The organism is Pseudomonas lundensis, from assembly GCF_001042985.1.
Lineage (GTDB): Bacteria > Pseudomonadota > Gammaproteobacteria > Pseudomonadales > Pseudomonadaceae > Aquipseudomonas > Aquipseudomonas lundensis.
On record NZ_JYKY01000045.1, the window covers coordinates 1 to 23,544 of the forward strand.

Sequence of the window (23,544 nt, forward strand, 5' to 3'; positions counted from 1 at the left end):
CTGGGCGTAGTAACACGAGCGAGTGACGTCAAACACCTTGCACAGCCAATCAACCGGCTCATGTGCGCTCAACTGGTCAATCAGCGCGAACGCTCGTGATCTTCCGACATCAAGAGCGCGGTAGCCTTTTTTAATATTGATTTCTCTCGCTCAAGCCGAGCAATCCGAGCTTCCAGCTCCTGAATTTTTTGCTGTTCAGGAGTCAGTGCTTTGTTCTGCGGGGTGACGCCTTTATGTTCTTTCTGAATCTGGTCAACCCAGCGGCGCAATGCCGACTCACCAATGCCGAGTGAACGGCTGGCTTCGATGTAGCTGTAGTTTTGCTTGAGCACAAGGTCGGCAGCCTCGCGCTTGAATTCAGGAGTAAAGGAGCGGCGTTGTTTGGTCATCTGACACCTCGATCTGGCGAGCATTCTCGCCTAAATGGGTGTCCGGTTTCATTAGACCACTACAGACCCACCTGCTTTCATCAAGGCGTTGGCAAGCTATGACCCCAGCAAGCCCTGCACGCTGTTCAACATGTGCCTTTCATGCAGCAACAGCATCATCACGGTATCGCACCTGCCGGAGCTCTTCGCCATGCGGCGTGACTACCAAAGGATGATTGAAGTCAACCGGGTGCTCGATACGCCCTACGGAGCCGTCATCCTGGACAACCTTGATGTGCTAAACAACCTTCTAGATCCTGAGACATCGGACTTTTCCGCAGAAGAGCTGACCAAGGCTGAGCGCCTCTCTGAAAACCTGCAGGTCAGTGTTTTGACCGAGGGAGTAACGCTATGAACCATGCTCTGATCCCTGAACTCGCTGCGTACAAACAGTGGCGTACAACTGCTCACACCCTGCTGCTTGAGTTGCGCAGAAACATCGCCGATCCGACTCCTGTGTCGCTGGAAGCACTCTCTTGGTACCAGGCGCTGATGGCGTTGCCTGTCAGTAAGACATCCGTCTTGGGCGACGCCGTCTGGGACTTCAATGACGATCATCCGAACGCCGCCAGGAATGTCCAAGGAGCCAAGCTACGGCTCAATTTTGACTCGTACCCATTGCTCAACCAGTCGGCGGTCTTGGAGGTCAAGGTGGCCCTGTATTGCTGGCTGAAGATGCCAGCGGCAACGCGCTCGTTTGCCTCGCCAAGGAACATCAAAGCCAACACCGCCATTTCATGCATGAAGGCTGGATTGAGCTTCCTGGATACGATGTCGGGGCAGGCGCGCCAGCTGATGACGGATGAGTTCTTCGAGGTTGGACACCATGGTCTGACGTACTTTGATGCGGGTATGTACCGGGAGGCAGCGCTCATTCATCCCTACGCCTTTGGCCCTGATCTCAAGAAGTTCTTTACCTTGGTCAGGTCGCCATTTTTCGAGGAGCAGATTTTCGAAGAGCCACTGCCTTACGTTCAGCTGGAATCGCTCGCCTGGGCCAAGGTACTCAAGCACGTCCCTGATTCTGAGCGCACATACCGTATTCTGCCGAACGATGTGTTCGAGAAGGCTTCTCGCGAGGCGTCGTTCGCAGTGGTCGACTTCCTAAGCACTCTGGGGGAGCCTGTGGATGACCTGGTTGCCCTTACCCGCCAAAACGCTAGCGGCTACTCGTTAGCCAACGCTCAAGAGCTGTCGCGTTACAATTTCGAGTTGTACGTAGCGCTGAGGCTGCGGAGAAAAGGCTATGACTCCGGTGCGATGGCGAATGCACTGTCCGCAGCTTTTGGCTGCATTCCATCTACGTTCCAATCTGGCTCTGGTCGACATGATTTTAAGGCGACCGAAACGTTACTCAAGCTCTCAGATTCCAAACTGGACGATGATTTCCGTAGGTACATCAATTTCGTCTCGTACAGTGCCTGCTATCTCGTGGCGCAGTACACCGGCATGCGGCCCTCAGAGCTCTCCGAGATCCTAGTCGAGTCGTGCATGGAGCAAGAGAGCGACTACTGGTTGCTGATCAGCAACGTGATCAAGCATCGCCAAGGCTTGGCCAAGCTGTTCGACGACAAGTGGATCGCGATTCCGATTGTGCGTGACGCCATCCGTGCCGCTTGCCTCATCGCTAAGGTAAAGCAGAATCCTTACCTGTTCTCCAATGTGGATACTGTCGCGCAGGACGCCGAACCAAACTCAATGTCCTCGCTTGGAATCACTCACCAGTTCAGAGCTTTCTTCGAGGATATTCTGACGGACGAGGAGTTCGAGTCGCTGGAATTCTCGCCTTACACGTTGCGACACACCCTGGCTTACCAGATGGCCAGGGCTGAGCTTGGGCTCCCATTCATCTCTCACCAGCTAAAGCACTTCGGTGACCTTATCGGTGGTGCTGGCCAGAACAAGGCGTTCAGTGCGGTGACGCTTGGGTACGGAGCGATCGCTGAGATCTTGTCCAAGGGTGGGCGTTCATCTAGCAAGACGCCGACGCAAATGGCAGAGGAGGAGTACATCCAGAGCTACTGCGATCCCGACGGAAACTACGCCGGCCCCAATGCGGAGAGCCACAAGGCGCGGATGAAAAAGGTGTTCAGCGGGTACATGGCGGCTGGCTACACCAAAGAGCAAATCATCGCCCAGATGGCCAAGAAGCGCATGGCGATCATCAACGTGGGACAAGGCTTCTGTTATGGCGGTCAACGTGAGGTATTTGACGAGTCTCTGCCCTGCATCGGATCGCTGCGTTGCAATCCGAATCGGTGCAAAAACGCCGTGGTCACCAAGGCTCACGCTCCTAAATGGCGGGAGATCTATGTGCAGAACAGCTTGGCCTTGAGCTCTCCGAACTCAGCAGGCTCTGAGGAGGAGTTGCGAGCGGCGATGGAGGAAGCCAAGGGTGTGTTGGAGCATCTGGGTGAGGAGGTCGAGGTATGACAGTCCAGGCGTTTGATGCCAAGAATAAGCTCGACTACGACCGGAACACTGAGCTGCTGGCTCAGGGGCTTATGCAGATTGCCTCTGATCCGAAACTGAAGCCGACGATGGCGGAGCTGAGCCGCATCACAGGCATTCATCGCAACACTATCCGACAGCGCGACTTCCCGGCGCAGCGGCTTGAGGCGATCAAGGACAACCGCCGCATTGCAGTGCTCGCTCAGAGGGTCAAGGCTGAGAAGAAGCAGGATCCCAAGACGATTCTGATGCAACGCCTTGAAAAGAGTCGATTGGAAGTGCTTTATTGGTTCAATAGGTATCAGGATTCTGAGAACTCTTGTGCCACGCTCGACAAGAGATTGGACACTGTCCGCGAGTCTAGGGACTACTACCTCCAGCTCGCAGATGAGCTGCGTCAGAAGATCAAAGAGCAAGATACTGAAATTTTGAAATTGCGTGACGCACTGGATTTGGTCAGCGCGAACCTTGAGGAACCGAAATGAAGATGTACCACGATTTGCTGGCCGACGTGCTAGAGAATGGCGTCGAGAAAGGCGATCGCACCGGCACCGGCACGCTGAGTGTCTTCGGTCGCCAGTTCCGCCACAACCTGGAGGATGGCTTCCCGCTCCTCACCACCAAGAAGCTGCATTTCAAGAGCATCATCAACGAGATGATCTGGTTCCTGAATGGTGACACGAATACCAAATGGCTGAAGGAGCATGGTGTCAGCATCTGGGATGAGTGGGCAACTGAAGACGGTGACCTCGGCCCGATCTACGGCAAGCAGTGGACGGCCTGGCCTACCCAGGACGGCAAGGCCATCAATCAAATCGACTACGTCGTTCATACGCTCAAGACTAACCCAAACAGTCGTCGGATTCTCTTCCATGGATGGAACGTCGAGTACCTTCCTGATGAATCGGTGAGTCCACAAGAGAATGCCCGGAATGGGAAGATGGCATTGCCACCATGCCATTTGCTCTATCAGTTCTATGTAGCCAACAATAAGTTGTCGGCGCATCTATACATTCGGTCGTCAGACTTATTGCTCGGAAATCCCTATAACCTAGCAGGGGTTAGTTTTTTAACTCATATGTTGGCGCAGCAGTGCGATTTGGGAGTTGGCGAGGTTGTAGTTACAATGGGTGATGCGCATATTTACTTGAATCATATTGAGCAAGTTAACCTGCAACTGACTCGTGATCCGCGCCCTCTGCCTAAGTTGCAGTTCAAGCGCAAGCCGGACAGCATTTACGATTACAAGTTTGAGGACTTTGAGATTGTGGGCTATGACCCACATCCTCATATTCCTGCTCCTGTATCGATCTAACTGAGTCGATGCCTGGCTAGCCAAATTTTGGTTGGCCAGGATGGGAATTTTGAATGGTAAGCATAGGCCTCGCCTCATCGCTTTAGGCTTCGGGTTTTGCAGGACGCAATCAGGCAACCGCCAAGGAGTTCAAATGTACCTCACGATCATGAAGCCACAAGCGCTTCAGCAAATCGCTGTCTTAGCCCGTGGATTATGGATCGTTGAAGGCCCTGAAGGCTTCGTGCTGGTAATCAAGGCAGGGAAAGAGCTGATCTTGGCCGCTCAGCAAAGGCGTGAATTGAAGCTTTACCTTGCGCCATACAAGGCAGGCGAAACGACGGGGCTTACGCTTCTCACAGCCTGCTTTGATGACCCACAAAGTCCGCTATTGATCAAAACCCCACTCATCCCTGGTGACCCTCTCACAGAGGCACTGCAGAGCTTCCCTGACGAATTCAGTGTGTGCTTTTTCGACGAGCACAACCGCGAGCTGTTCAGTTGTAAGGCCCAGGCGAAGCTTGGTCAGCTCCGCAAGGAGCTCGGTACACTCAGCCCCATTGGAGCAGATCACTGGCCCAAGATGTATGAGCAGGCGGAAAGATGGTTCAGCCTCACGACCTATGAGGACGACGCTCGTGCCACAACGGTGTTCCTGCAGGAAGATCTGTTCCCCTCGGACTATTTGATCACCGACCTGACCCGCCAGGACTTTCGAGGCTCCCAAGGCTTCTCCAATACGCAGTTAGAGCGCACTGAGCCGGGCACGTTTCAGGAGTTGGACATCATCTATCTTCTCCAGCGCGCATACACCTCCGAGCGGATCATCCATGGCCCCTTGAAGGTTTCCGATGGCGAGGAGCTGGCTGACGTAGTGGTGATGGGCGATGAAGTGACTTTGCTGCTGCAGGCGAAGGACAGTCCCAATACGCCAGCAATGATGAACACAACGCTTGAGAGAAAGCGAAAGAAGGCCATAAGTCAGTTGAAGAACGGCCTGCAGCAACTACGTGGCGCCATCTCAACGATCAGGCGAGAAGGCAATCCAGCCTTAGCGCTTGTGGACGGCACGCCCTTGGACATTGATCTTGCTGCACGCCCCCTGGTGGGAGTTGTCGTGGTCAGAGAGCTTTTTATCGACAACTACGATGAATACAGCGCCATGATTTTGAAATTCATGGATGAGGTCGGAATTCGCGTCCTAGCCTTCGATTACAACGAGTTCGAGGTCATGACCCGCCACTGCCCTTCGGAAGATGCACTGCTGTCAGCGTTCTTGCAGATTTCCAAATGCGCTGAGGAAAGGCGTATCTATCCCCGGCTGCGCTTCACGGATCTGCCGCCGCGCTAAATCGAATTGGAAAAGTGGAGAGCTTCTCTGCTCTCACCCCACAACTCCCTTTCTAGCCAGGCAGTTCTTTGAGCCAGTAACGCCTGACAGTCGCTTCAGGCAACCCCAGCGCTCGACCCACCTCCGCCTTCGACATGCCACTGGCCTTGAGCTCTAGTACTGCCCGGATTCGATCTGGGCTGCTGGGTTTGCCTCGCGTGCGCTTCACCAGCCCTTCACCAGCGTCCCAATGCCTCTTCAGGCCCTGCAACCCTCCCTGGGCTACGAAGCCTTCCAAGTCCTTTGAAGCCTTCGCCATGACATCGATAGGTGATGACCCATCCTGGAGGGCCTGACATAGCGCGACGAGAGCCACGAGGTCGAAATCCAGGGTGCGCGCGATCTTGCTCAGCTTGACCAAAGAGACCTGCGTTTTCCCTTGCTCCAATCGTGACAGATTGGCTTGGGAACTGATCTCGGCAAGCTCCTCCTGAGCTGATCCTCTCAGGTCGCGCAGAGCTCGGACTATTGCTGCTATCTCGTTCTGCATGCTGAGCGCTCAAAACGAAGAATAGGGCCACAGCGCCATGCGTCGATAAATATCGAAAGCTAGCAATAATGGCGATCATCGTTTATCGTGGGCCTACTGATGGCAGCTTCGCCGCGTCCGAGCGACCGGGCCAGGGAATGATCAATTTATTAGAAAGTCGACGTCAGCAGGCTTGGGATGAAGCTTCATATACTGTCTGATCTGCATTGTGAGTTCGCCGATTTCGTCCCCCCTGTGGTGGACTGTGACGTGGTCGTATTAGCCGGTGACATCCACGTGAAGTCCAGGGGGGCCATGTGGGCCAGCCTGACCTTCAGCACGCCTGTCATATATGCCATGGGCAATCATGAGCACTACAGCGGGAATATAGATCGAACCCACAGCAAGCTGCTTGACGCTGCTGAGGCGCACGTCCACGTATTGGAAAATCAGGTTTTAGAACACCGTGACGTGCAGTTTCTCTGCGCTACGGGTTGGACGAGCCTGGCCGCGACCGGAGACCCAGTAGCTGCTTCTTGGTGCGCTCGTAACTCACTGAATGACTTTCGCGCAATCCGTGTCGGTGAACAGTATCGGCGTTTGCGCCCTGATGATCTGATCGCGAGAAATCGAGAGACGAAGGAGTGGTTGGAGGGCCAGCTATCGCTGCCATTCAACGGTAAGCGTGTAGTTGTGACTCACTATCCGCCCCTTATGAAGTTCGTGAGTGACCAAGGAGCCGATCCTCACTTGCGAGCAGCCTATGGAAACAATTGGGATGGCCTGATGGATTTCAAGATCGATCTATGGATCTTTGGCCATACCCACGAAGCTGTGGATGAGGTGGTTAATGGCGTTCGGTTTGTGAGTAATCCTCGTGGTTATCCCACCGAAGAAACTGGCTTTCGGCCAGACCTAGTTGTCAGTGTATGAAGACTGATTGGGCTGCCGTCGTTTAGCTTTTTCAGTAAGTGAGTAGGTTTCAAATTCGAACGTGATGGAGAATCCATGAGTTGTCTGAATTCCCAGGACTGGATGGTTGAGGGCGTAATACGACTGCCCAGTCTGGTGTCAGCTAAGTTGGCGATCGCGCAGGCCCATGATTGGGGTGCACTAGTGGACGCGTACCTGGTAGATGCAGCTGAAGTTGGCGATCGTTTCGTTGCGTATGTGTATGGCGATCTTTCAGGGCAACTGGCTGATGGGATGACAATTGTCACACCCCCTAGTGAGGTGATAGCGGAGGTCGAAGGCATGGCGTTATTGCGGACAGTGTCAGGCAACGATCATTACGTCATGGTCAGCCGATTGCCTGCCGCCGCTTGATTGCCCCCGCGTTGTCGAGGCCGCTGTCTCAGCCTGCTTAATTAGGCCCCGCCGTCATCTAATCCATTAATAGTTAATGTGTGTTTAAGGGAGGAAGCATGTCCGAGTTAAAGAAACTGACATTGACTGTTAAGAACTATGATGCTCAAGGGAGCGGTGATCTAGACGCTCTCTATCGACGTGTTAGATACGAAGATGAGCACGGCGCTACTCTCTATTTCAAAGAGGTTGTGATGCTGAAGTACCTTGTGAAGCATGGTGCTTTGGCGACTGATGTTCCGCGAACTTGGTACTATAAGCATGCCTCAAAGAAATCGATAATTGTTGTCGCTTTTGAGAAGGCTGGTGGGAAAGTTGAGTGCGACTTGGATGATCTGCGAATTATTGCAAGGTCGACTTTGGTAAAGGGTGTGGTTATTTCGCTAGCAGCGGTTCCAGCTGGGATTATTGCTGCAACGGCAACCTTTGGAGTTGGGCTTGTCATTATTCCTATGTTTTTGTGGTATGGGTACAGGAACGTCTTCAAGCTTCCGAAAATGCTGGGTCGAAAAACGCTGGTGGATGATTTTTCAAAATTTGGCGTTACTCTTCGATAGCTTAGTTTTTTGGTTGTTGAACTTGATTCTCGTTAGAGTGGCTGTCTTGCGGACGGTGACCAGCGAAGGAAACTCAGATGAAGACCAATGCCGTTATCTTTGACGCCTTCGGAACGCTGGTCGAGATTCAGCAGCCGACACATCCGTTTCGACAGTTGCTTCGAGAGGGGCGACGCCAAGGCCGCTTGCCTCGCGCTGATGACATTCGAGCGATCATGACCCGTTGCCTTTCCCTAAGCGAGGCTGCGCTGTACTTTGGTATCAAAATCTCGCCCTCCCAGCTTGCATTTCTCGACCAATGCCTGGAGGAGGAACTGGCAAGCATTCGGCCTTATCCAGACGCGGTTGAGGCCGTTGGGCTACTGCAAGCTGCAGGGCTGAGACTGGCTGTGTGTTCAAACCTGGCCATGCCTTACGGCCCCGTAGTGGAAAGGATTTTCCCGCACCTTGGCGCCTATGGTTTCAGCTATCGCATTGGTGTTATGAAACCGCAAGCGACCATCTACCAGCACATCTGCGATCTACTTGATGTTCGGCCAGGAAATGAGCTCAGTAGTCAGAGGCGGATTGTCATGATTGGCGACTCAGAAAGGTGTGATCGGGATGGGCCTGGCCAGGTTGGTATCAAGGGTTATCTGTTGCGCAGGAATGGAGGCGGGGCTTCCAATCTTTCCCATTTTGCACAATCAGTGCTGAGTGATAGGTAGCTGGGAGCAGATCTTCAATTCGATGGAAGCGTTGCGTCTGAGCTAAAGGGCCGCGCCACGAGGTGGCCCTGTCGGGATGCCCCCTGCACAGAGTACGAGCGGCGACCAGACCAGTATCACCAGAGGGTGAAGCATGAATGAGCTTAGGATTGTCGGGCGATGCGTTCGCTCCCCGATCGGCTGCTGGAGTGCTAGGCATCGCTGTTTTGAAACGCGTTACGAGCAGGTCTTCTCAATCGCACTTGAAGTGTTTGGAAGCCGAAAGAAGGCGGAGCGATGGCTCGTAAGATCTGTAGTAGGTGTAGGCCGTCAGGCACCCTGCAGGGTGCTGTGCACACCTATGGGACTCACAATTATCCATGACGAGATTATACGGCTTGACCACGGCATACGAGCCTAATGCCATCTAGCCTGTCGTTGCGTTCTATCGAGTGAGGGCCGCCGCACCAGAGACTGTGCGATTCGTGGTCTTGTGTGCTGAGCTTCACTGCCACATTTTTCCGATCTGGCTTTTCAGACTATCGGGTGGGCAGACTATAAGCCATTGACGAATGGTAACGCCTTGCACATGTAGCAAGCCGAGCCAGGGCAAAGCCCCCTGAACTGCTCCGTCTGTGAGATCAGATGCGTAATTGCATGGACTTGACCACCTGTTGCACTCGACTTGACCAGTTGTTTGCATCGAATTTGACCGGCGCACGGGTACGCCTTGACGGGCAGAAGTCGGCCAAAAGCGTACGTAGCTAATAGGCCACTGCTTTCGGTCAGTGTGCGGTCATGAAAGCAAGTAGCTGGTCGCAGGCACTCCGGTTAAGACCATCAGCGTCCTTCGATTAACTCGCCGAACAACTCCCTAACCTTCACCTTGGCATCTGCCAGCGCGGCTCGGCCTTCATCGGTAATCTCATACATGCGTCGCTCGCGGCGCCCAGTGCGTTCATGGTGCGAGCACAGATAACCCTTCTTCTCCAAACCGTGCAGCATCGGATACAGCGTGCCCGCGCTGAGCTTGTAACCGTGGTGGCTCAGCTCCTCGATGACGGCCAGCCCGAAGATGGGAGCCTCGGCAGCGTGGTGCAGGATATGCAGGCGGATCAACCCGCCGTAGAGGTCTTTGTCGGTCACTCGATGTATCTCACAGTGCAATGCTCAACAGCCCGCCCAGGACACCGCTGCCCAGCACGACCATCCACGGCGGCAGCTTCCAGAACATCAACGCCACCAGTGCCACGAGGGCCAGGCCAAAGTCTTGCGGGCCATGAATCGCACTCGTCCATACCGGCTGGTAGAGAGCAGCAAGCAGCAGGCCGACCACGGCCGCATTGATGCCCAGCAGTGCTGCCTGCGTACGCAGGTTACGGCGCAGGTGCTCCCAGAATGGCAAGGCCCCCACCACCAGCAGGAAAGACGGCGCAAAGATCGCCAGCAGGCAAATCAGCCCGCCAAGCCAGCCAGTTGGTGCTTGGTTCATCGAGGCACCGAGAAATGCTGCAAAGGTGAATAGAGGCCCCGGCACGGCCTGCGCCGCACCATAGCCCGCGAGGAATGCTTCGTTGTCGACCCAGCCTGTTGGTACGACCTCAGCTTGCAACAGCGGCAGCACCACATGCCCGCCACCGAATACCAGCGAGCCGGCGCGGTAGAAGGCATCCATCATCGCCAGTGTCTGGCTCGGGAACACAGCTGTCAGCAACGGCAGCCCAAGCAGCAGGGCAAAGAACAGGGCCAGCCAGAACAAGCCAACGCGACGCCGCACGCTGATCGGTAGTGGATCATGGGCCTCGCCCTGCTGTGGTTTGAATAGCAGCAGGCCGACGATGGCTGCAAGGATGATGACACTCACTTGCCCCCAGGCAGAGGGTACGAGCAGCACGAAGCAGGTCGCCGCTGCCATGATGGAAATACGCGGCGCATCGGGACAAAGATTGCGCGCCATGCCCCAGACAGCCTGGGCGACCACCGCCACGGCCACCACCTTCAGACCGTGCAGCACGCCAGCAGGCATGGCATCACCATAACTGGCGATGCCGAGTGCGAAGAGGATCAAGGCGATTGCGGAGGGCAAGGTGAATCCCATCCACGCGGCTAGTGCCCCGGCGTAGCCGGATCGAGACAACCCGAGCGCAATCCCGACCTGGCTACTGGCTGGCCCCGGTAAGAACTGGCAAAGGGCGACAAGATCCGCATAGCTGCGCTCGCTCAACCATTGTCGACGCACCACGAACTCATCGCGGAAATAGCCCAGGTGTGCGATTGGGCCGCCGAAGGAGGTGAACCCCAAGCGGAGGAAGATCAAAAAAACAGCCCAAGGGCTACGGTCAGTCTTGGTTATTTCAGTCATGGTCAATACCTGATCTCTGACAAGGCTGGATGAAATTATCGATATACGATAGCGTAAATCGATAATTGAGGTCGACCATCATGGAACTCGTTCTGATCGGCTTACGCCGTGCTTCAAGTGGTCAGATCCAATGCAATTGGCTGGTCAAGTCCGATGCAAACAGGTGGTCAAGTGCAATGCAAACGATTGGTCAAGTGAGGTGCAATTCCCAATCAGAGGCGGCTCAGAGTCTCGCTGGTTAGTGCGTATCCCTGCTGTTCAAAAAAGCCTGATGCAATTGTTGTCAGCAAATGAAATCGAGCGTTTCCCTGCTTCGCAGCTATTGCTTCAACGACTCGAAGCATTTCAGCTCCAACCCCTGTCGATCTGTATGCCGGCTCCACGACCAGGGAACGCAGCAATCCATCTGCCCCATGCGTTTCAAACCCTCCCCACCCAACAGTCTCACCATCCCGCGTGAATTCGAAAAAGGTTCGGTTCGGAAGATCCACATCGTCTGATGGAAGGTCAGCAGACTCCAAGGCGTCGCGAAAGCGCTGCCATTGCCCTCCGGCTATTTGCATTGTCTGGATCATCATCTCCGTCTCCACCCTGTCATTCCCTATGCCTTGCTTTGCATGACCGCTATGGCTCAAGCCTGAGCAGCGGTCATCATATTCGCTTTACCGAATATCTGCCAAAGCGTATATTCGATTTTCCATATGCATCGAGTCCAGTCATGACCCCTGCTATCAAAGTTCTTTTCGTGTGCGTTGCCAACTCAGTCCGCTCCCAGCTTGCAGAGGCGTTACTGCGGCACACCGACCCGCGCTTCGAGGCCTTCAGCGCAGGATCCCAACCGTCTGAGATTGATCCGCGCACGATTCAGGCATTGGAGGCAGTTGGAGTCGATACAGCGGGCCTGCGAAGCAAGTCCATCAGCGAGTTTCAAGCTGATCGATTCGATTACGTCATCACTCTTTGCGATAAGTCCGCCAGCGAGTGCCTATCAATGCCCAGTGCAGGTGAAGTCATTGCCTGGGATTTTTCTGACCCAGTAACGAGCGATGATCCCGGCGCATTTCGCCACACGCTCCACGACATCCATGAGCGCATCAAGCTCTTCGTTTTGGTCAAGACCAAACACCTGGAGGATCTATGACAGAACCCATGAACCCCACCACGTTATTCAAGTGCTTGGCGGATGACACCCGAGCCAAAATTTCCCTGCTTGTCGTGAGCGAAGGCGAGCTGTGTGTCTGCGAGCTGACGGCGGCACTCGACCTGAGCCAGCCGAAGATTTCTCGTCATTTGGCCCTGCTGCGTTCTGCTGGTTTGTTGATGGATCGTCGGCAAGGTCAGTGGGTGTACTACCGCCTGAACCCCGACTTGCCTGCGTGGGTAACTGCGGTTTTGAAAGAAGTCGTAGACGCCAATCAGCATTGGCTGGAAACCGAGGCTAAACGCCTGTGCGGTATGAACGACCGCCCTATCAATCAGGGCGTGTGCAGCTGATTCACGCCCCAACCGGATTACTGAAATGCTGATTGCCGTATTGATCTTTATCGCCACTATCGTGCTCGTCATCTGGCAACCCAAGGGGCTCGGGGTAGGTTGGAGCGCGACGTTGGGTGCCATCGTGGCGCTGCTGGCAGGCGTCGTTACCCTGGCTGACATACCAGAGGTTTGGCGCATTGTCTGGAATGCCACCGGGACGTTTATCGCAGTCATCATCATTAGCCTGCTGCTTGATGAAGCAGGCTTTTTCAAGTGGGCTGCGTTGCATGTAGCGCGGTGGGGTGCTGGAAGCACTCGTAAGTTGTTTGCGTTCATCGTCTTGCTGGGCGCAGCTGTGTCGGCACTGTTCGCCAATGACGGAGCAGCGTTAATCCTCACACCCATTGTGATCGCGATGTTGCTGGCGTTGCGTTTTTCTCCTGCTGCTACGTTGGCATTCGTCATGGCAGCCGGTTTTATCGCCGATACGGCGAGCTTACCGCTGGTGGTTTCCAACCTGGTCAACATCGTTTCTGCCGACTACTTCGATATCGGCTTCAACGAATATGCTTCGATCATGGTGCCGGTAAACATCGTCAGCGTGGCAGCGACATTAGCCATGCTGCTGTGGTTTTTCCGCAAAGATTTACCAAAGACCTATGACCTCGACCAACTGGACAACCCGGACGAGGCAATTCACGACCGCGCCACTTTCGTAGCCGGCTGGTGGGTGCTGGCACTACTCCTGATCGGATTCTTTGTCATTGAGCCGCTGGGTGTGCCAATCAGCGCCATTGCTACGGTCTGCGCATTCGTCCTCTATGTCATCGCGGCTCGTGGTCATGCCATCAACACAAGCAAGGTGCTCAAGGAGGCTCCATGGCAAGTGGTGATTTTTTCCCTGGGTATGTATCTGGTCGTTTATGGCCTTAAGAACGCGGGCCTGACTGATCACATCGCCCAGATTCTGAACGTATTCGCCGGTTATGGCGTCTGGGGGGCATCCCTGGGTACTGGGATGCTAACGGCATTGCTGTCGTCGATCATGAACAACATGCCCACGGTTCTGGTGGGTGCCTTATCCATTCATGCCGCCGAAGTGGATGGCGTCGTTCAGCAAGCGATGGTGTACGCCAACATCATTGGCTGCGACCTAGGCCCGAAGATCACCCCAATTGGCAGTTTGGCCACGCTGTTGTGGCTACATGTGCTGGCCAAGAAGGACATCAAGATCAGTTGGGGTTACTACTTCAAGACTGGGATCGTGCTGACCTTGCCTATCCTCGTCGCCACCTTGTCTGCCCTGGCATTGCGCCTCAGTTTCTGAATCAAGGAATCTTCTGATGAAAGTCTTGTTCATGTGCACCCACAACAGCTGCCGCAGCATCCTGTCCGAGGCGCTGTTCAATCACCTGGCGCCTGAAGGCGTAGAAGCGGTCAGCTCGGGGAGCTTTCCCAGTGGCCGGGTGAATCAAAGGGCACTGCAGACGCTTGAGGCGGCGGGTATCTCTACGGCGGGCTTAAGCAGCAAGGCTTCGGATGCTTTTGAAGGCTCGCCTCCAGACATCGTGATCACTGTCTGTGACCGGGCTGCAGGTGAGGCATGCCCAATCTTCTTTGGGCCAGCTTTGAAGGCGCATTGGGGGCTGGCTGACCCGTCTGAGGCTAGCGGGTCGGAAGCCGAGATCACCGCTGCGTTTGAAGCCACACTCGTGAAAATTCACGAGCGCGTGAGCGCATTTCTTGCGCTTCCACTGAAGACCATAAGCGCTGAACAGTTGAAAGCTGAACTGAGTCGCATCGGTTCACTTTAGAGATCAACCGAGGCGGTGCCCAACCTGGCGTCGCCGTAGGAGTTTATATGCAAGACACATTGCCGAACGTCCACGCCGACCTGATCGACATTCCTTCGTTGGAGCAACTGGCACCTCGTACGCCTTCGCTTCATAAGCCTCGAATTCTGCTTTTGTACGGATCGACGCGAGAGCGCTCTTTCAGCCGGCTGGTGACTCAGGAAGCAGCGCGCTTGTTGGAAGAGTTTGGCGCCGAAACCAAGATCTTTGACCCGTCAGGTCTCCCGCTGCCGGATGACGCTCCCGATACACATCCCAAGGTCGCTGAGCTGCGCGAGCTGATGCAATGGTCTGAGGGGCAGGTGTGGTGCTCCCCTGAGCGTCACGGCTCCATGAGTGCGGTATTCAAAGCCCAAATTGACTGGGTTCCGCTGGCGATGGGCGCTGTACGACCTACCCAAGGCAAAACCCTTGCTGTGATGCAGGTCTGTGGTGGTTCTCAATCCTTCAACGTGGTTAACCAACTACGGGTACTTGGCCGATGGATGCGGATGTTTACCATCCCTAACCAGTCTTCCGTGGCCAAGGCGTTCACCGAGTTCGATGAAGCAGGCCGTATGAAGCCGTCCTCGTACTACGACCGACTGGTGGACGTGATGGAGGAGTTGATGAAATTCACCCTGCTGTTGCGGGATCGCCAGGATTATCTGGTTGATCGGTACTCCGAGCGTAAAGAGTCCGCCGAAGACCTGTCCAAGCGCGTCAACCAGCGCTCCATCTAACGTCAGCACGAGGAAGCGATATGAGCCAGATCACGATCTACCACAACCCCGAATGCGGCACCTCTCGCAACACCTTGGAATTGATCCGCAATAGCGGGGAAGAACCGACAGTTACGGGCACTCACGCATCAGGCAATTTCTGGTAGGCAGCACGACCACGACGATGCTGCGAACATCCACTTTTCCCGTATTGCTGCTTCGCTGAGCCAGTGCCACTGGCCACAGTATTTCCAGAACTGCGGAAATGCCGTGGCCACCCTGGGCGATGACTAACTGATCTTGCCGTAACGAGAGCACATGCAACTCATAACTGAAATTGTTCACCCCGAGCTCACATCAAAGCAGGGCAGAGTATTCCGTCGACATGCAGCACGCGGCATCGTGATGCGGCATGAGCAGATCCTGTTGCTGTTTACCGAGCGCTATAACGACTTCAGCTTTCCTGGCGGCGGCCTTGACGGTGACGAGGACATTGTCACAGGCTTGAAGCGTGAGCTTGAGGAAGAGACTGGCGCCCGTGAAATACAGGTGCTCCAGCACTACGGTTACATTGAGGAGTACCGGCCCTACTGGAAGCCACAGTACGATCTGATGCACATGACCTCGCATTTTTATCAATGCGAAGTAGCGCCCCAGCTAGAGCCCGTGAGAATGGAAAGCCACGAAATCGCGAATGGTATGCGGCCTGTCTGGATCAACCTGCATGAGGCCATAACGCATAATGAAGCCGTGATGCAGCGTCAGGAGTCATCGATGGGGCAGTCAATTCAGCGCGAAACGTTCATGCTGAAAAAAGTTGTGTCCGAGTTGATGCCGCCAATCAGCCTTTGATGGGCTATCTCAGCAGCTTGTGGCGTAAAGCACGATGACCTCACTTCGCGAGACGATGTTCCAGCCACAGGATTTCTGTCAGGGAGAAACTCCGTGGCCGGCTCGCTTACGCTTATTTAGAGACCGTGGCGGCGACAATGGCGGGCCCAGCGCTGCGTCGCAAAATCAGGACTCCACCGATTGCAGCTAAGGTCGAACCGATCAACACACCGACTTTTACTTCGTCGATCAGGTGAGCTGATCCAGCAAACGCCAGGTTTCCGATGAACAGGCTCATGGTGAAGCCGATGCCACACAAGAGCGCAACGCCGTAAAGCTGTGCCCAATTGCTGCCTTCCGGCAGTTTGGCCAAGCCCATACGAATGGCCAGAGCAGCTAATAGGAAAATGCCAACTTGCTTGCCCACCAACAGACCGAGCGCTACACCCAGCGGAACCGGATCGACTAGGTTTTCCATCGAAATACCGGCCAATGAAACACCCGCATTGGCGAAGCCAAAAATCGGCACCACAGCGAACGCTACCCACATATGCAGCTTTTCTTCTAGGAACAGCAGTGGAGACCGGGCTTCTTCTTCAGGCTTACCCATTGGAACACACAGCGCTACAGCGACACCTGCAAGGGTGGCGTGCACTCCCGATTGCAGCACGAAGAACCACAGCACACCACCTACCAGCAGATACGGGAACAATCGTCTGACGCCCAATCGATTCATTGTGATCAGAATGGCCAGGGTTGCGAGCGATGCCAGCAACATCGGCATGGAAAGACCAGAGGTGTAGAAAAAGGCAATGATGACTACAGCACCCAGGTCGTCAATGATCGCCAAGGCGGCGAGGAAGACCTTCAGCGACGTAGGGACTCGCTTCCCCAGCAACGACAAGACGCCCAAGGCGAATGCGATGTCGGTAGCGGCTGGGATAGCCCACCCCTTCAAAGTCTCAGAATTACCCCAGTTGATTGCGATGTAGATCAGCGCAGGCACAACCATGCCACCTAAAGCACCAAACCCCGGCAGGGCGCGCTGGCCCCAAGTGGAAAGCCCACCTGCCAGAACCTCTCTTTTGATCTCTAGGCCGACCATCAGGAAGAAGATGGCCATGAGGCCATCATTGACCCAATGCTCCACAGACATGCCCAACCAGACACTGTGCAAGGCGGCAAAATAACCTTGCGAGAGAGGCGAGTTCGCCACGATTAGGGCCGCGAGTGCTGCGCCCATCAGTACAAGACCGCCAGCGGATTCCGACGATAGGAAGCGAGCCAGAATCGCGGCTGCTCTAGGGGTTTCTGCGGGAGCTCTACTATGAGTCATCAGTGTCCTTGCGCTTTGATCCAAAGCGATTATTTTAACATCCGAGGTTTACCAGCACGGCAGGGCACATAGCCTGTAACGATTTACACCGAGCCTTAATCAGCCGTCAGTGTGTTCCCCGGCACGGGCTCGCTCATGAAACGCAGGAGCGCGCTCCAAGCACATAGCCTCACTAGGCGAGCGAGCATCGATCCTTCTTTACAGGTGTGTGGCTCCTCGGATATTTGATGATTGAAGCAACTGAGGCCCAGCATAAATGCACGCACCTCAGCGCGATCCTACGACAGTGGCATTTGAATCTGGAGTAAGCCTATTTGGGGATATACGCCGCTACCGACTTGCGAATCTCTTCCCGCGCCTCATCCGCGCTCCCCCAACGCCCCATCTTCACCCACTTACCCGGCTCCAATGCTTTGTAGTTTTCGAAGAAGTGCTGGATCTGTGCGAGGAGTAACGCAGGTAGGTCTGAGCACTCATTCACGTCGGTGTACAATGAGCTAAGTTTCTCGTGAGGCACTGCGATCACCTTGGCATCCGCTCCGGCTTCGTCAGTCATGTACATCACACCAACCGGGCGACTACGGATGACAACACCAGGTGAGACGGGATAAGGGCAAACCACCAGGACGTCCAGCGGATCACCATCGTCGCTCAGCGTGTTCGGGATAAATCCGTAGTTGGCTGGATAGAACATCGGTGTGCTGAGGAAGCGGTCGACAAAGATCTGCCCACTTGGCTTGTCCACCTCGTACTTGATCGGCGAGTGGTTTGCAGGAATCTCTATAACGGTGAAGAAGTCATCGGGGATGGCGTTGCCAGCTGGGATGTCCGCGTAGCTCATGTTCATAGCTCCGAAGTTGTGGAGGGTGTTGAGCTGGAGGGCATTTTTCCAAGGGTGCCCATCTCGACTGGCGTCTTCGTGAAAAACACCGATATTTCCTCAGAGTCCAATCGTTTGAACAATCGTTCTGCCTCATCTTCCGTGATGGCCAAGCGAATCTCCGTGGGTTGATCCGCCAGCTCAAAAAAGTGCGATGAATGCAGTTTTCCTGTGTGCCCAAACCCTTCGATTCCGGTGCAGAGCGTGGCGCCTCGCAACCCCATTTCTTTAGCCACGTCGACGATCCATTCGCCTAGCATCTTTCCCTGATAACGACGGTTTTGTTGGGTGAAGAAAACGACCATATAGCCTTTCATTTCTATCTCCTCAGCGAGTACCAATCATTTGGTAGGACAGAAGCCCCGCAGCGGTCATCGCTAACGAGCCTGCAACGTGCAACGAAATTGAGCCAAGCGCCCAGACCAGTCTGCCTTCCTGAATCAAGGCAACCGTTTCGGCTGAAAATGTAGAGAAGGTGGTAAGCCCACCACAGAAACCCGTGATGATCAGGAGACGCCACTCTGGACTGAGGGTAGGAGAAGCGGCCAAGAAGGCGATGGCCAGGCCGATGATGTAGCCCCCAACCATGTTCGCGACCACAGTACCTGGGGGAATCGTAGGAAACAGAGCATTCAGTTTCATGCCCAATATCCAGCGCAACCAGGCTCCAAGTGAAGCGCCAACGGCGATGACCATTAAAGACTTCAGCATGGCGAGCCCACCTCATCAGACCTGAGTGGACTAACTGGTAAGCGGCTCGCGCCGAAAGAAAAAGGAAACTCGGAGGATAAGATCATAGCCTGTCCTAAAATGGAGGACAGGGAGACGCACCTACGCACCCTGTCCAGGGTTCACGTAGGCATCATCAGCACGAAGGCGGTTAAAGGAGGAATGCCATCTCCTGATCTGATCCTATAGCATCAGCGCCAATGGTATCAATAGGCATCAAGAGCAGCTGCATGCAAGCGATCTGAAGGCCCTTTTGGCTAGGCAAGATGTTTGATTGTTGGCGCTGATTGAAAACTGACCCATCCTGCCGATTGAAAATTGACCCAGGGAGGATTGCTGATTTTTGTCCCAGCAATTGTGGATAGGAAGGTGAGTTGGCCGGACGGTTACAAATGATCGACATGGCCAATGTATCTGCTACTGGACGCGGTTGTAGGCGATCAAAATTCGCATTTGGTGAATCGAAACTCATAAATGTTAGCGTTTTCGCCTGTTTTAAAGCATTTTTTATAGGTTTTCGAGGATTTTTGAGTGAAAACTCAGATTGACAAATAGGCAATTTATTTACCGTTCGTCGGCAATGTCCATTTTATTTTCACCCCCCCCTCTTGAAAATTTTTAAGCGAGACGGAGTTCTTATATTTGAGAGCAAGATAAAAGCGGCAGTGGCCCAGGCACCGCTTTTCTCACAGGATCCCACTGGCTTTTACGTCTGATATTTACGGCTTCTAGATCACACGGTTTGAGGGTCTGGTGTGAAGCTGAGGTTGGAGTGGGTGGGCCGGGGGCCAAGGAGAAATCGCTTTCCTTTGCAGCCGCAGGCTGCTGCTTACGCTTTGACGTCAAACCAATAGGGCTTTTTTGCTGGGATCAGTCCGTCTGAAATTACACCCGTGTCAGACAACAGGCGTCTGCAAGCGTGTGTCGCCGTGACTTTCCGAGCGCAAGGCGAGTAACCTGACTTACCCTCCGACAATCGACCTGTAAACCATATTTTTACACTGTAAACCCTTGCCATTTACACGTAAAAAAATTGGTTTACAGGTTTCAGAGATGGCCTGGCTAGTACTGGCCTCCAGGACGCTCAGGTAGGCTGGCCTAGGAGGCAGCGAGAAGCTCGCATCTTTCACATCCCGGAGTTCTCAATTAGCGATTAGAAATGGCTGATCAGCTCTTACAAGATTCCTCACGCGCCGAAGCCATGCTCCAGTCGCCCAATGAGCGACAACGCTTCTTCGAGGGGAACATCTATCGGACGTTGTAGGCCCAGTGCTGGCATTGGTTTCGAAAGCCACTCAATAGCGGTCGATTTAGCGCCGAACAACCTAATCGCCGCATCCAGCAGTTGATGATCTAAGGCCTCCTTCGCCTCCATGGGGTTCATGGCATCCTTGATCGCAATTGCAAGCGTTTCCATTGCTTCGCTTAGGCGAGCGTCTTCTCGAAAGTCCCCGCAGTTTGGCCGGTGCTCACTGCAGTGGCGCAAAAGCGCTTCTGCGTCGTTGGTGTTTAAATCAAGTTCGATCAGCATTCAGATTCCTTACAGAGGTAGTGCAGCCTTACGGGAATGTTGGATGAAGGTGGCCGCGAGTTTCTACGTGGGTTTCTGCAGTCGAAGCAAGGCCTGCACCGGTTGCAGATACGGTGACCAGGGCCCGTGGATCCCACTCGGTCGAACGCCAGAGCCTGCTAGCCGCAAAGCTGGCATGGCATTATGATGGCTAGCTTTGCCGCCACCATTTGTTCTTGGGCGTTATACACGCGCCTTCAGGCCTACGTTGCTCTGAGATGTGTGCTCTACCAGGCCCGTCCGACCTCTCACGAAATCAAGTTTTGAGCTCGACTGCTGGTGCTCCGCTGCCCTACGTCCGGCGTGAAGAAAGCTGCGCCAGTCATACTCATCTACCTGCACGGCGTATGGCGCGAGCTACTGGCGACCTTTTCAAAAATGGGCTTCGCCACGTCCTTCAGTCATGCTATATGGTGCCATCCTGCCGGCAGGGTCGGCCTGGATAAGGCGGTAGCAAGGCCCATTACACAAGGATAGTTTTGGTCATGACCTACATTAACCTGCCCAGTAATCAGCAAGCTGCAATCAGCGACGTCGACGAGACGGTGCTTCGGGCAGCAGTGCGCAAGTGCCTGGATGAAGAGCGCATGGGGCCGATTCATGGCCTTGGGCTTAGTGATTGTGGCCCTTACGTGGGTGCCAAGCTTAATGCGTTTCAACAAGCGATCGCCGAGTACAGCAAGGCCAGGGCCCATGCCAAGCGCGAACGCACTCGGCAAGATGCGCTGTATGCCGGCAATGACCTCATTCACGCTTTGCAGCAGATGAAAGGGCGGCTCGAAACTGAGCGTAAAGAGGGTGAGTTGTTCTTTATTGATGATCAGATTAGGCCGCCTTTCCATCTCAGTAAGCGACTATCGGTGCAAGTGTCGTTTCGCTGGCGAGAGTCGCCGTCTGCGGACTGGAAGCACGGGCATCTGACATTCGTCTACGACTTCTCTCCTCAGCCCAGCTACACCTTGCCAGTGCCCAAGCGCAAACCCAGCGCCGCTCAGGTAGAGAGCGAACTTGAAGACAGTCGGTACCGAGAATGGGAGCGTTTGAAGGCCCAGGCGCTCTTTTCTATGAGAGAGTTCTTCCGCGATGGCGGCGATGGGGATGCTGTACCAGAAGTGTTCGCGGTGAGGCCTAGTCCCTACGGCGGTGGCTTGAATAACTTCAGCTGCAATTTCTGGCAGTCCGAAAGGCCGGCCCCATAAATTTGGCAAGCCATCAGATTCGAGCCGGTGGCTGATACAAACGATCGCCCGCCCGCCATGTCTGCGTGGGCGCCCCGCAGCGTCGTGAACCAAAGACCAACACGATGACGTCGAGCCTTTATTGACCCAGGGCCAAGTGTCGGTGGTGGCCGGGCGATGCCATTGGTCATTTCAGGAGTGGATGATGGAAAAGGAACAATCGGCTAGCAAGATCGCTGGCCCTAAGCCGCAAGACTTCCTGCGAGCGAGGCGTCCGGAACAGTTCTCAGATTCTGTGAAGTTACAAGAGTCGACCATCGACCGCTCCATGCTGGAGTACCATTTTGAGACTCTGAATAATCGAAGCCAAGAGCTTGAGTTCGAGATCTTCGTACGGAAACTGTGCGAACGGGAAATTTGTCCGAACCTGGTTGCTCAGACTGGCCCGACTGCGGGTGGAGACGGAAAAACCGATACCGAGACCTACCCTGTTTCCAGCCAGATCGCCTTTTTCTGGGGGCTAAACGAGACCCCGGAGTCCGAGCGATGGGCATTCGGTGTCAGCACCCAGAAAGATTGGAGGGCAAAATGCAGGAAGGACGTCGAGAGCGTCATGTCGACAGGGCGTGGCTACGTCCAGATCTTCTGTGTCACCAGCCGTTTCATCAAGAACAGCTCCAGAGCGGAGCTGCAAGACGAGCTTTCCAAAAAGTATGACGTCAAGGTCACTATCCTTGATCGAACCTGGCTGCTTGATAAAACGCTACAACCCAAGAATCAGCATCTTGCCATCGATTACTTAGGTCTCACAGGCAATATTGAGAGCAAGATTCAGATTGGCCCGTTCGATGCTGACAAGCAAATCCAGCTAACTGCGATCGAGCGCCAGATCGAGCAGATCGAAGACCCTGGTCATTTGACGCTCTCTCAGGTCGATCTCTACACCAAGCGCGCCATCATCTACAAAGAGCTGGAACGGGATGCGGTTGCCGTCGAGCATCAGTTCAATATCGCTGTGCGGACGGCGAAAAAGTTTGGTACCCAGAGGCAGCATTTCGATGCCCTTTACCAACTGACCTGGGCCGCGTACTGGTGGCTGGAAAATGCGGAACTCTTTGAGGAAACGTTTGAGAAAGCACTCGGCGTGGCTCAAGAGACCGAAAACGTGGAGGTGTGGGAGAAAGTCGTAACGTTGTTCAATTTGATGGTCACTAGTCATCGAGACGGTAAGTGCACGCTCGATGTGGACTCCCTAGAAACCACTATTAGAGAGAGATTGAACTCGATAGCCGCTAACGCGGATATGGTCAGCGGGGCATTGCAAGCCAAGACCTCTTTGGCGCTTCTAGATCTGCTGATTGCGGAAAATGAGGAGCAAGCCAACAACACCTTCCGGTCTTTGAGCGAAATCGCTGATAGTGCTCATAAGCTGATTGGCTACCCTATGGCTCGTTTCGTCAATTTGCTCGAAGCACTCGATGTGGCCTTCGGAGATCTCAAGGCCTACGAAGATCTCATGGATAAGCTCATTGATGATGCCGGTGCGCGGGAAAACAGCCGGATTAAGGCAGATAAGTACCTGAGGCGAGGAGCGCTGAGTAGCGATAAAAAGGACTACTACAGGGCGATCAAGTGCTTCGGATTATCCCTGTATGGGCTGTATAGCAGTGAAAGCAAGGCAGAAGTCTTCGCTGCCCTGTATATGTTGTCGCATGCATACGACAAGCAGGGCCTGCTTTGGGCTGCGCGAGGAGCAGCGTTGATGGCAGCCTACGTGGTAACCACTGACGCACTGAAGGAACAGCGAAGCAGTGCTAAGCAAGCTGCTATTTACCAACGACTCATGTGGATTGAAGGTCAGCTAGGCTCTGTACGTAAAGTATTGTCGCAAGCACCGCATAGCGCAGGCCAATGAGACCATCGCCGCAAAACTTGTTGCGAGCTTGTCGAAGCGCGTCACGATGCGACGGTTCTCCTTCAGCCAGCCA

Annotated in this window: 27 protein-coding genes, 4 pseudogenes and 1 riboswitch; of the genes and pseudogenes, 20 read left to right on the forward strand and 11 right to left on the reverse strand. The window is 54.4% G+C overall.

The window, feature by feature from the left end; genetic code table 11:
* Positions 1–389, reverse strand: a pseudogene (locus TU74_RS22010) (transposase); the annotation flags it as partial.
* Between the two features lie 190 nt (positions 390–579).
* On the opposite strand from TU74_RS22010, the gene TU74_RS24830 reads away from it, so the two are divergent.
* The 5 genes from TU74_RS24830 to TU74_RS24835 all read left to right on the forward strand — a co-directional run bounded on the left by TU74_RS24830 (position 580) and on the right by TU74_RS24835 (position 5,524).
* Complete coding sequence (locus TU74_RS24830; protein ID WP_048377676.1) at positions 580–783, forward strand: hypothetical protein; 204 nt, start codon at positions 580–582, stop codon at positions 781–783.
* Positions 780–2,861, forward strand: a complete 2,082-nt coding sequence (locus TU74_RS22020; protein WP_020190340.1) for a tyrosine-type recombinase/integrase — start codon at positions 780–782, stop codon at positions 2,859–2,861. The genes TU74_RS24830 and TU74_RS22020 overlap by 4 nt, the downstream gene beginning before the upstream one ends.
* On the forward strand, positions 2,858–3,364 hold the full coding sequence (locus TU74_RS22025; RefSeq protein WP_020190341.1) for a hypothetical protein: 507 nt from the start codon (positions 2,858–2,860) through the stop codon (positions 3,362–3,364). Before TU74_RS22020 ends, TU74_RS22025 begins: the two co-directional genes overlap by 4 nt.
* Complete coding sequence (locus TU74_RS22030) at positions 3,361–4,194, forward strand: thymidylate synthase (RefSeq protein ID WP_020190342.1); 834 nt, start codon at positions 3,361–3,363, stop codon at positions 4,192–4,194. Before TU74_RS22025 ends, TU74_RS22030 begins: the two co-directional genes overlap by 4 nt.
* A gap of 133 nt (positions 4,195–4,327) precedes the next feature.
* Entirely contained in the window at positions 4,328–5,524 is a 1,197-nt protein-coding gene (locus TU74_RS24835; RefSeq protein ID WP_020190343.1) for a hypothetical protein, read from the forward strand.
* A gap of 52 nt (positions 5,525–5,576) precedes the next feature.
* Here TU74_RS24835 and TU74_RS22040 read toward each other — a convergent pair whose 3' ends face one another.
* Positions 5,577–6,053, reverse strand: a complete 477-nt coding sequence (locus TU74_RS22040) for a helix-turn-helix domain-containing protein (protein ID WP_042561611.1) — start codon at positions 6,051–6,053, stop codon at positions 5,577–5,579.
* A 177-nt stretch (positions 6,054–6,230) separates the two neighbouring features.
* On the opposite strand from TU74_RS22040, the gene TU74_RS22045 reads away from it, so the two are divergent.
* The 5 genes from TU74_RS22045 to TU74_RS25170 all read left to right on the forward strand — a co-directional run bounded on the left by TU74_RS22045 (position 6,231) and on the right by TU74_RS25170 (position 9,061).
* On the forward strand, positions 6,231–6,965 hold the full coding sequence (locus TU74_RS22045) for a metallophosphoesterase (protein ID WP_020192030.1): 735 nt from the start codon (positions 6,231–6,233) through the stop codon (positions 6,963–6,965).
* A 75-nt stretch (positions 6,966–7,040) separates the two neighbouring features.
* Positions 7,041–7,358 carry a hypothetical protein gene (locus TU74_RS22050; RefSeq protein WP_020192029.1) on the forward strand — a complete coding sequence of 106 codons (318 nt, stop codon included), beginning with the start codon at positions 7,041–7,043 and terminating at the stop codon, positions 7,356–7,358.
* Between the two features lie 98 nt (positions 7,359–7,456).
* Complete coding sequence (locus TU74_RS22055) at positions 7,457–7,954, forward strand: hypothetical protein (protein WP_020192028.1); 498 nt, start codon at positions 7,457–7,459, stop codon at positions 7,952–7,954.
* 77 nt (positions 7,955–8,031) lie between these two features.
* Complete coding sequence (locus TU74_RS22060) at positions 8,032–8,661, forward strand: HAD family hydrolase (RefSeq protein ID WP_020192027.1); 630 nt, start codon at positions 8,032–8,034, stop codon at positions 8,659–8,661.
* 133 nt (positions 8,662–8,794) lie between these two features.
* Positions 8,795–9,061: an antitoxin Xre/MbcA/ParS toxin-binding domain-containing protein gene (locus TU74_RS25170; RefSeq protein ID WP_080574935.1), complete on the forward strand. Its 267-nt coding sequence runs from the start codon at positions 8,795–8,797 to the stop codon at positions 9,059–9,061.
* 419 nt (positions 9,062–9,480) lie between these two features.
* On the opposite strand, the gene TU74_RS22065 is transcribed toward TU74_RS25170, so the two are convergent.
* The 3 genes from TU74_RS22065 to TU74_RS22075 all read right to left on the reverse strand — a co-directional run bounded on the left by TU74_RS22065 (position 9,481) and on the right by TU74_RS22075 (position 11,580).
* Entirely contained in the window at positions 9,481–9,786 is a 306-nt protein-coding gene (locus TU74_RS22065) for a PadR family transcriptional regulator (RefSeq protein WP_020192026.1), read from the reverse strand.
* A 10-nt stretch (positions 9,787–9,796) separates the two neighbouring features.
* Positions 9,797–11,002, reverse strand: a complete 1,206-nt coding sequence (gene chrA / locus TU74_RS22070; protein ID WP_042561610.1) for a chromate efflux transporter — start codon at positions 11,000–11,002, stop codon at positions 9,797–9,799.
* Positions 11,003–11,214: 212 nt separating this feature from the next.
* Positions 11,215–11,580 carry a GNAT family N-acetyltransferase gene (locus TU74_RS22075; protein ID WP_020192024.1) on the reverse strand — a complete coding sequence of 122 codons (366 nt, stop codon included), beginning with the start codon at positions 11,578–11,580 and terminating at the stop codon, positions 11,215–11,217.
* Between the two features lie 140 nt (positions 11,581–11,720).
* Here TU74_RS22075 and TU74_RS22080 point away from each other — a divergent pair, with 140 nt between their 5' ends.
* From TU74_RS22080 to TU74_RS22105, 8 genes and pseudogenes are all read left to right on the forward strand, one after another.
* Positions 11,721–12,143: an arsenate reductase ArsC gene (locus TU74_RS22080; protein WP_020192023.1), complete on the forward strand. Its 423-nt coding sequence runs from the start codon at positions 11,721–11,723 to the stop codon at positions 12,141–12,143.
* Positions 12,140–12,496 carry a metalloregulator ArsR/SmtB family transcription factor gene (locus tag TU74_RS22085; RefSeq protein ID WP_020192022.1) on the forward strand — a complete coding sequence of 119 codons (357 nt, stop codon included), beginning with the start codon at positions 12,140–12,142 and terminating at the stop codon, positions 12,494–12,496. The genes TU74_RS22080 and TU74_RS22085 overlap by 4 nt, the downstream gene beginning before the upstream one ends.
* Positions 12,497–12,521: 25 nt before the next feature.
* Positions 12,522–13,805, forward strand: coding sequence for an arsenic transporter (locus TU74_RS22090; protein WP_020192021.1), 1,284 nt, complete (start codon positions 12,522–12,524; stop codon positions 13,803–13,805).
* 16 nt (positions 13,806–13,821) lie between these two features.
* Positions 13,822–14,292, forward strand: a complete 471-nt coding sequence (locus tag TU74_RS22095; protein ID WP_020192020.1) for an arsenate reductase ArsC — start codon at positions 13,822–13,824, stop codon at positions 14,290–14,292.
* A gap of 47 nt (positions 14,293–14,339) precedes the next feature.
* Complete coding sequence (gene arsH / locus TU74_RS22100) at positions 14,340–15,053, forward strand: arsenical resistance protein ArsH (RefSeq protein ID WP_020192019.1); 714 nt, start codon at positions 14,340–14,342, stop codon at positions 15,051–15,053.
* 20 nt (positions 15,054–15,073) lie between these two features.
* Positions 15,074–15,166 (forward strand): annotated as a pseudogene (locus TU74_RS23850) (arsenate reductase); the annotation flags it as partial.
* Positions 15,163–15,258 (forward strand): annotated as a pseudogene (locus TU74_RS24320) (universal stress protein); the annotation flags it as partial. The pseudogenes TU74_RS23850 and TU74_RS24320, both read left to right, overlap by 4 nt.
* 92 nt (positions 15,259–15,350) lie before the next feature.
* Complete coding sequence (locus TU74_RS22105) at positions 15,351–15,884, forward strand: NUDIX hydrolase (RefSeq protein WP_020192018.1); 534 nt, start codon at positions 15,351–15,353, stop codon at positions 15,882–15,884.
* A gap of 112 nt (positions 15,885–15,996) precedes the next feature.
* Here the strand turns inward: TU74_RS22105 and nhaA are convergent, their stop codons facing one another.
* The 5 genes from nhaA to TU74_RS22130 form a co-directional block, all read right to left on the reverse strand.
* Complete coding sequence (nhaA, locus tag TU74_RS22110) at positions 15,997–17,199, reverse strand: Na+/H+ antiporter NhaA (RefSeq protein WP_042561609.1); 1,203 nt, start codon at positions 17,197–17,199, stop codon at positions 15,997–15,999.
* Between the two features lie 310 nt (positions 17,200–17,509).
* Complete coding sequence (gene ppa, locus TU74_RS22115) at positions 17,510–18,040, reverse strand: inorganic diphosphatase (protein WP_042561608.1); 531 nt, start codon at positions 18,038–18,040, stop codon at positions 17,510–17,512.
* A gap of 2 nt (positions 18,041–18,042) precedes the next feature.
* Positions 18,043–18,396, reverse strand: a complete 354-nt coding sequence (locus TU74_RS22120) for a DUF190 domain-containing protein (protein WP_020191805.1) — start codon at positions 18,394–18,396, stop codon at positions 18,043–18,045.
* Positions 18,397–18,406: 10 nt separating this feature from the next.
* Positions 18,407–18,790, reverse strand: a complete 384-nt coding sequence (crcB, locus tag TU74_RS22125; protein ID WP_017337059.1) for a fluoride efflux transporter CrcB — start codon at positions 18,788–18,790, stop codon at positions 18,407–18,409.
* Between the two features lie 138 nt (positions 18,791–18,928).
* Positions 18,929–18,990, reverse strand: a riboswitch (Fluoride riboswitch).
* 1,004 nt (positions 18,991–19,994) lie between these two features.
* The gene (locus tag TU74_RS22130; protein ID WP_020189848.1) at positions 19,995–20,339 is read right to left on the reverse strand and encodes an antitoxin Xre/MbcA/ParS toxin-binding domain-containing protein; all 345 of its coding nucleotides are present in this window, start codon (positions 20,337–20,339) and stop codon (positions 19,995–19,997) included.
* A gap of 524 nt (positions 20,340–20,863) precedes the next feature.
* Between TU74_RS22130 and TU74_RS22135 the strand changes: the two genes are divergently transcribed.
* Together TU74_RS22135 and TU74_RS22140 are read left to right on the forward strand one after the other, a co-directional pair.
* Entirely contained in the window at positions 20,864–21,577 is a 714-nt protein-coding gene (locus TU74_RS22135) for a hypothetical protein (protein WP_020189849.1), read from the forward strand.
* Positions 21,578–21,761: 184 nt separating this feature from the next.
* On the forward strand, positions 21,762–23,471 hold the full coding sequence (locus TU74_RS22140) for a hypothetical protein (RefSeq protein ID WP_241485600.1): 1,710 nt from the start codon (positions 21,762–21,764) through the stop codon (positions 23,469–23,471).
* Here the strand turns inward: TU74_RS22140 and TU74_RS24330 are convergent.
* Positions 23,418–23,544 (reverse strand): annotated as a pseudogene (locus TU74_RS24330) (IS5/IS1182 family transposase); the annotation flags it as partial. The gene TU74_RS22140 and the pseudogene TU74_RS24330 sit on opposite strands and share 54 nt — an antisense overlap.

Excerpts from the sequence above, each read along its gene's own strand:
- TU74_RS24830 (WP_048377676.1), top strand. The coding sequence starts at position 580 with ATGCGGCGTGACTACCAAAGGATGATTGAAGTCAACCGGGTGCTCGAT.
- TU74_RS22020 (WP_020190340.1), top strand. The coding sequence starts at position 780 with ATGAACCATGCTCTGATCCCTGAACTCGCTGCGTACAAACAGTGGCGT.
- TU74_RS22025 (WP_020190341.1), top strand. The coding sequence starts at position 2,858 with ATGACAGTCCAGGCGTTTGATGCCAAGAATAAGCTCGACTACGACCGG.
- TU74_RS22030 (WP_020190342.1), top strand. The coding sequence starts at position 3,361 with ATGAAGATGTACCACGATTTGCTGGCCGACGTGCTAGAGAATGGCGTC.
- TU74_RS24835 (WP_020190343.1), top strand. The coding sequence starts at position 4,328 with ATGTACCTCACGATCATGAAGCCACAAGCGCTTCAGCAAATCGCTGTC.
- TU74_RS22040 (WP_042561611.1), bottom strand. The coding sequence starts at position 6,053 with ATGCAGAACGAGATAGCAGCAATAGTCCGAGCTCTGCGCGACCTGAGA.
- TU74_RS22045 (WP_020192030.1), top strand. The coding sequence starts at position 6,231 with ATGAAGCTTCATATACTGTCTGATCTGCATTGTGAGTTCGCCGATTTC.
- TU74_RS22050 (WP_020192029.1), top strand. The coding sequence starts at position 7,041 with ATGAGTTGTCTGAATTCCCAGGACTGGATGGTTGAGGGCGTAATACGA.
- TU74_RS22055 (WP_020192028.1), top strand. The coding sequence starts at position 7,457 with ATGTCCGAGTTAAAGAAACTGACATTGACTGTTAAGAACTATGATGCT.
- TU74_RS22060 (WP_020192027.1), top strand. The coding sequence starts at position 8,032 with ATGAAGACCAATGCCGTTATCTTTGACGCCTTCGGAACGCTGGTCGAG.
- TU74_RS25170 (WP_080574935.1), top strand. The coding sequence starts at position 8,795 with ATGAATGAGCTTAGGATTGTCGGGCGATGCGTTCGCTCCCCGATCGGC.
- chrA (WP_042561610.1), bottom strand. The coding sequence starts at position 11,002 with ATGACTGAAATAACCAAGACTGACCGTAGCCCTTGGGCTGTTTTTTTG.
- TU74_RS22075 (WP_020192024.1), bottom strand. The coding sequence starts at position 11,580 with ATGATGATCCAGACAATGCAAATAGCCGGAGGGCAATGGCAGCGCTTT.
- TU74_RS22080 (WP_020192023.1), top strand. The coding sequence starts at position 11,721 with ATGACCCCTGCTATCAAAGTTCTTTTCGTGTGCGTTGCCAACTCAGTC.
- TU74_RS22085 (WP_020192022.1), top strand. The coding sequence starts at position 12,140 with ATGACAGAACCCATGAACCCCACCACGTTATTCAAGTGCTTGGCGGAT.
- TU74_RS22090 (WP_020192021.1), top strand. The coding sequence starts at position 12,522 with ATGCTGATTGCCGTATTGATCTTTATCGCCACTATCGTGCTCGTCATC.
- TU74_RS22095 (WP_020192020.1), top strand. The coding sequence starts at position 13,822 with ATGAAAGTCTTGTTCATGTGCACCCACAACAGCTGCCGCAGCATCCTG.
- arsH (WP_020192019.1), top strand. The coding sequence starts at position 14,340 with ATGCAAGACACATTGCCGAACGTCCACGCCGACCTGATCGACATTCCT.
- TU74_RS22105 (WP_020192018.1), top strand. The coding sequence starts at position 15,351 with ATGCAACTCATAACTGAAATTGTTCACCCCGAGCTCACATCAAAGCAG.
- nhaA (WP_042561609.1), bottom strand. The coding sequence starts at position 17,199 with ATGACTCATAGTAGAGCTCCCGCAGAAACCCCTAGAGCAGCCGCGATT.
- ppa (WP_042561608.1), bottom strand. The coding sequence starts at position 18,040 with ATGAGCTACGCGGACATCCCAGCTGGCAACGCCATCCCCGATGACTTC.
- TU74_RS22120 (WP_020191805.1), bottom strand. The coding sequence starts at position 18,396 with ATGAAAGGCTATATGGTCGTTTTCTTCACCCAACAAAACCGTCGTTAT.
- crcB (WP_017337059.1), bottom strand. The coding sequence starts at position 18,790 with ATGCTGAAGTCTTTAATGGTCATCGCCGTTGGCGCTTCACTTGGAGCC.
- TU74_RS22130 (WP_020189848.1), bottom strand. The coding sequence starts at position 20,339 with ATGCTGATCGAACTTGATTTAAACACCAACGACGCAGAAGCGCTTTTG.
- TU74_RS22135 (WP_020189849.1), top strand. The coding sequence starts at position 20,864 with ATGACCTACATTAACCTGCCCAGTAATCAGCAAGCTGCAATCAGCGAC.
- TU74_RS22140 (WP_241485600.1), top strand. The coding sequence starts at position 21,762 with ATGGAAAAGGAACAATCGGCTAGCAAGATCGCTGGCCCTAAGCCGCAA.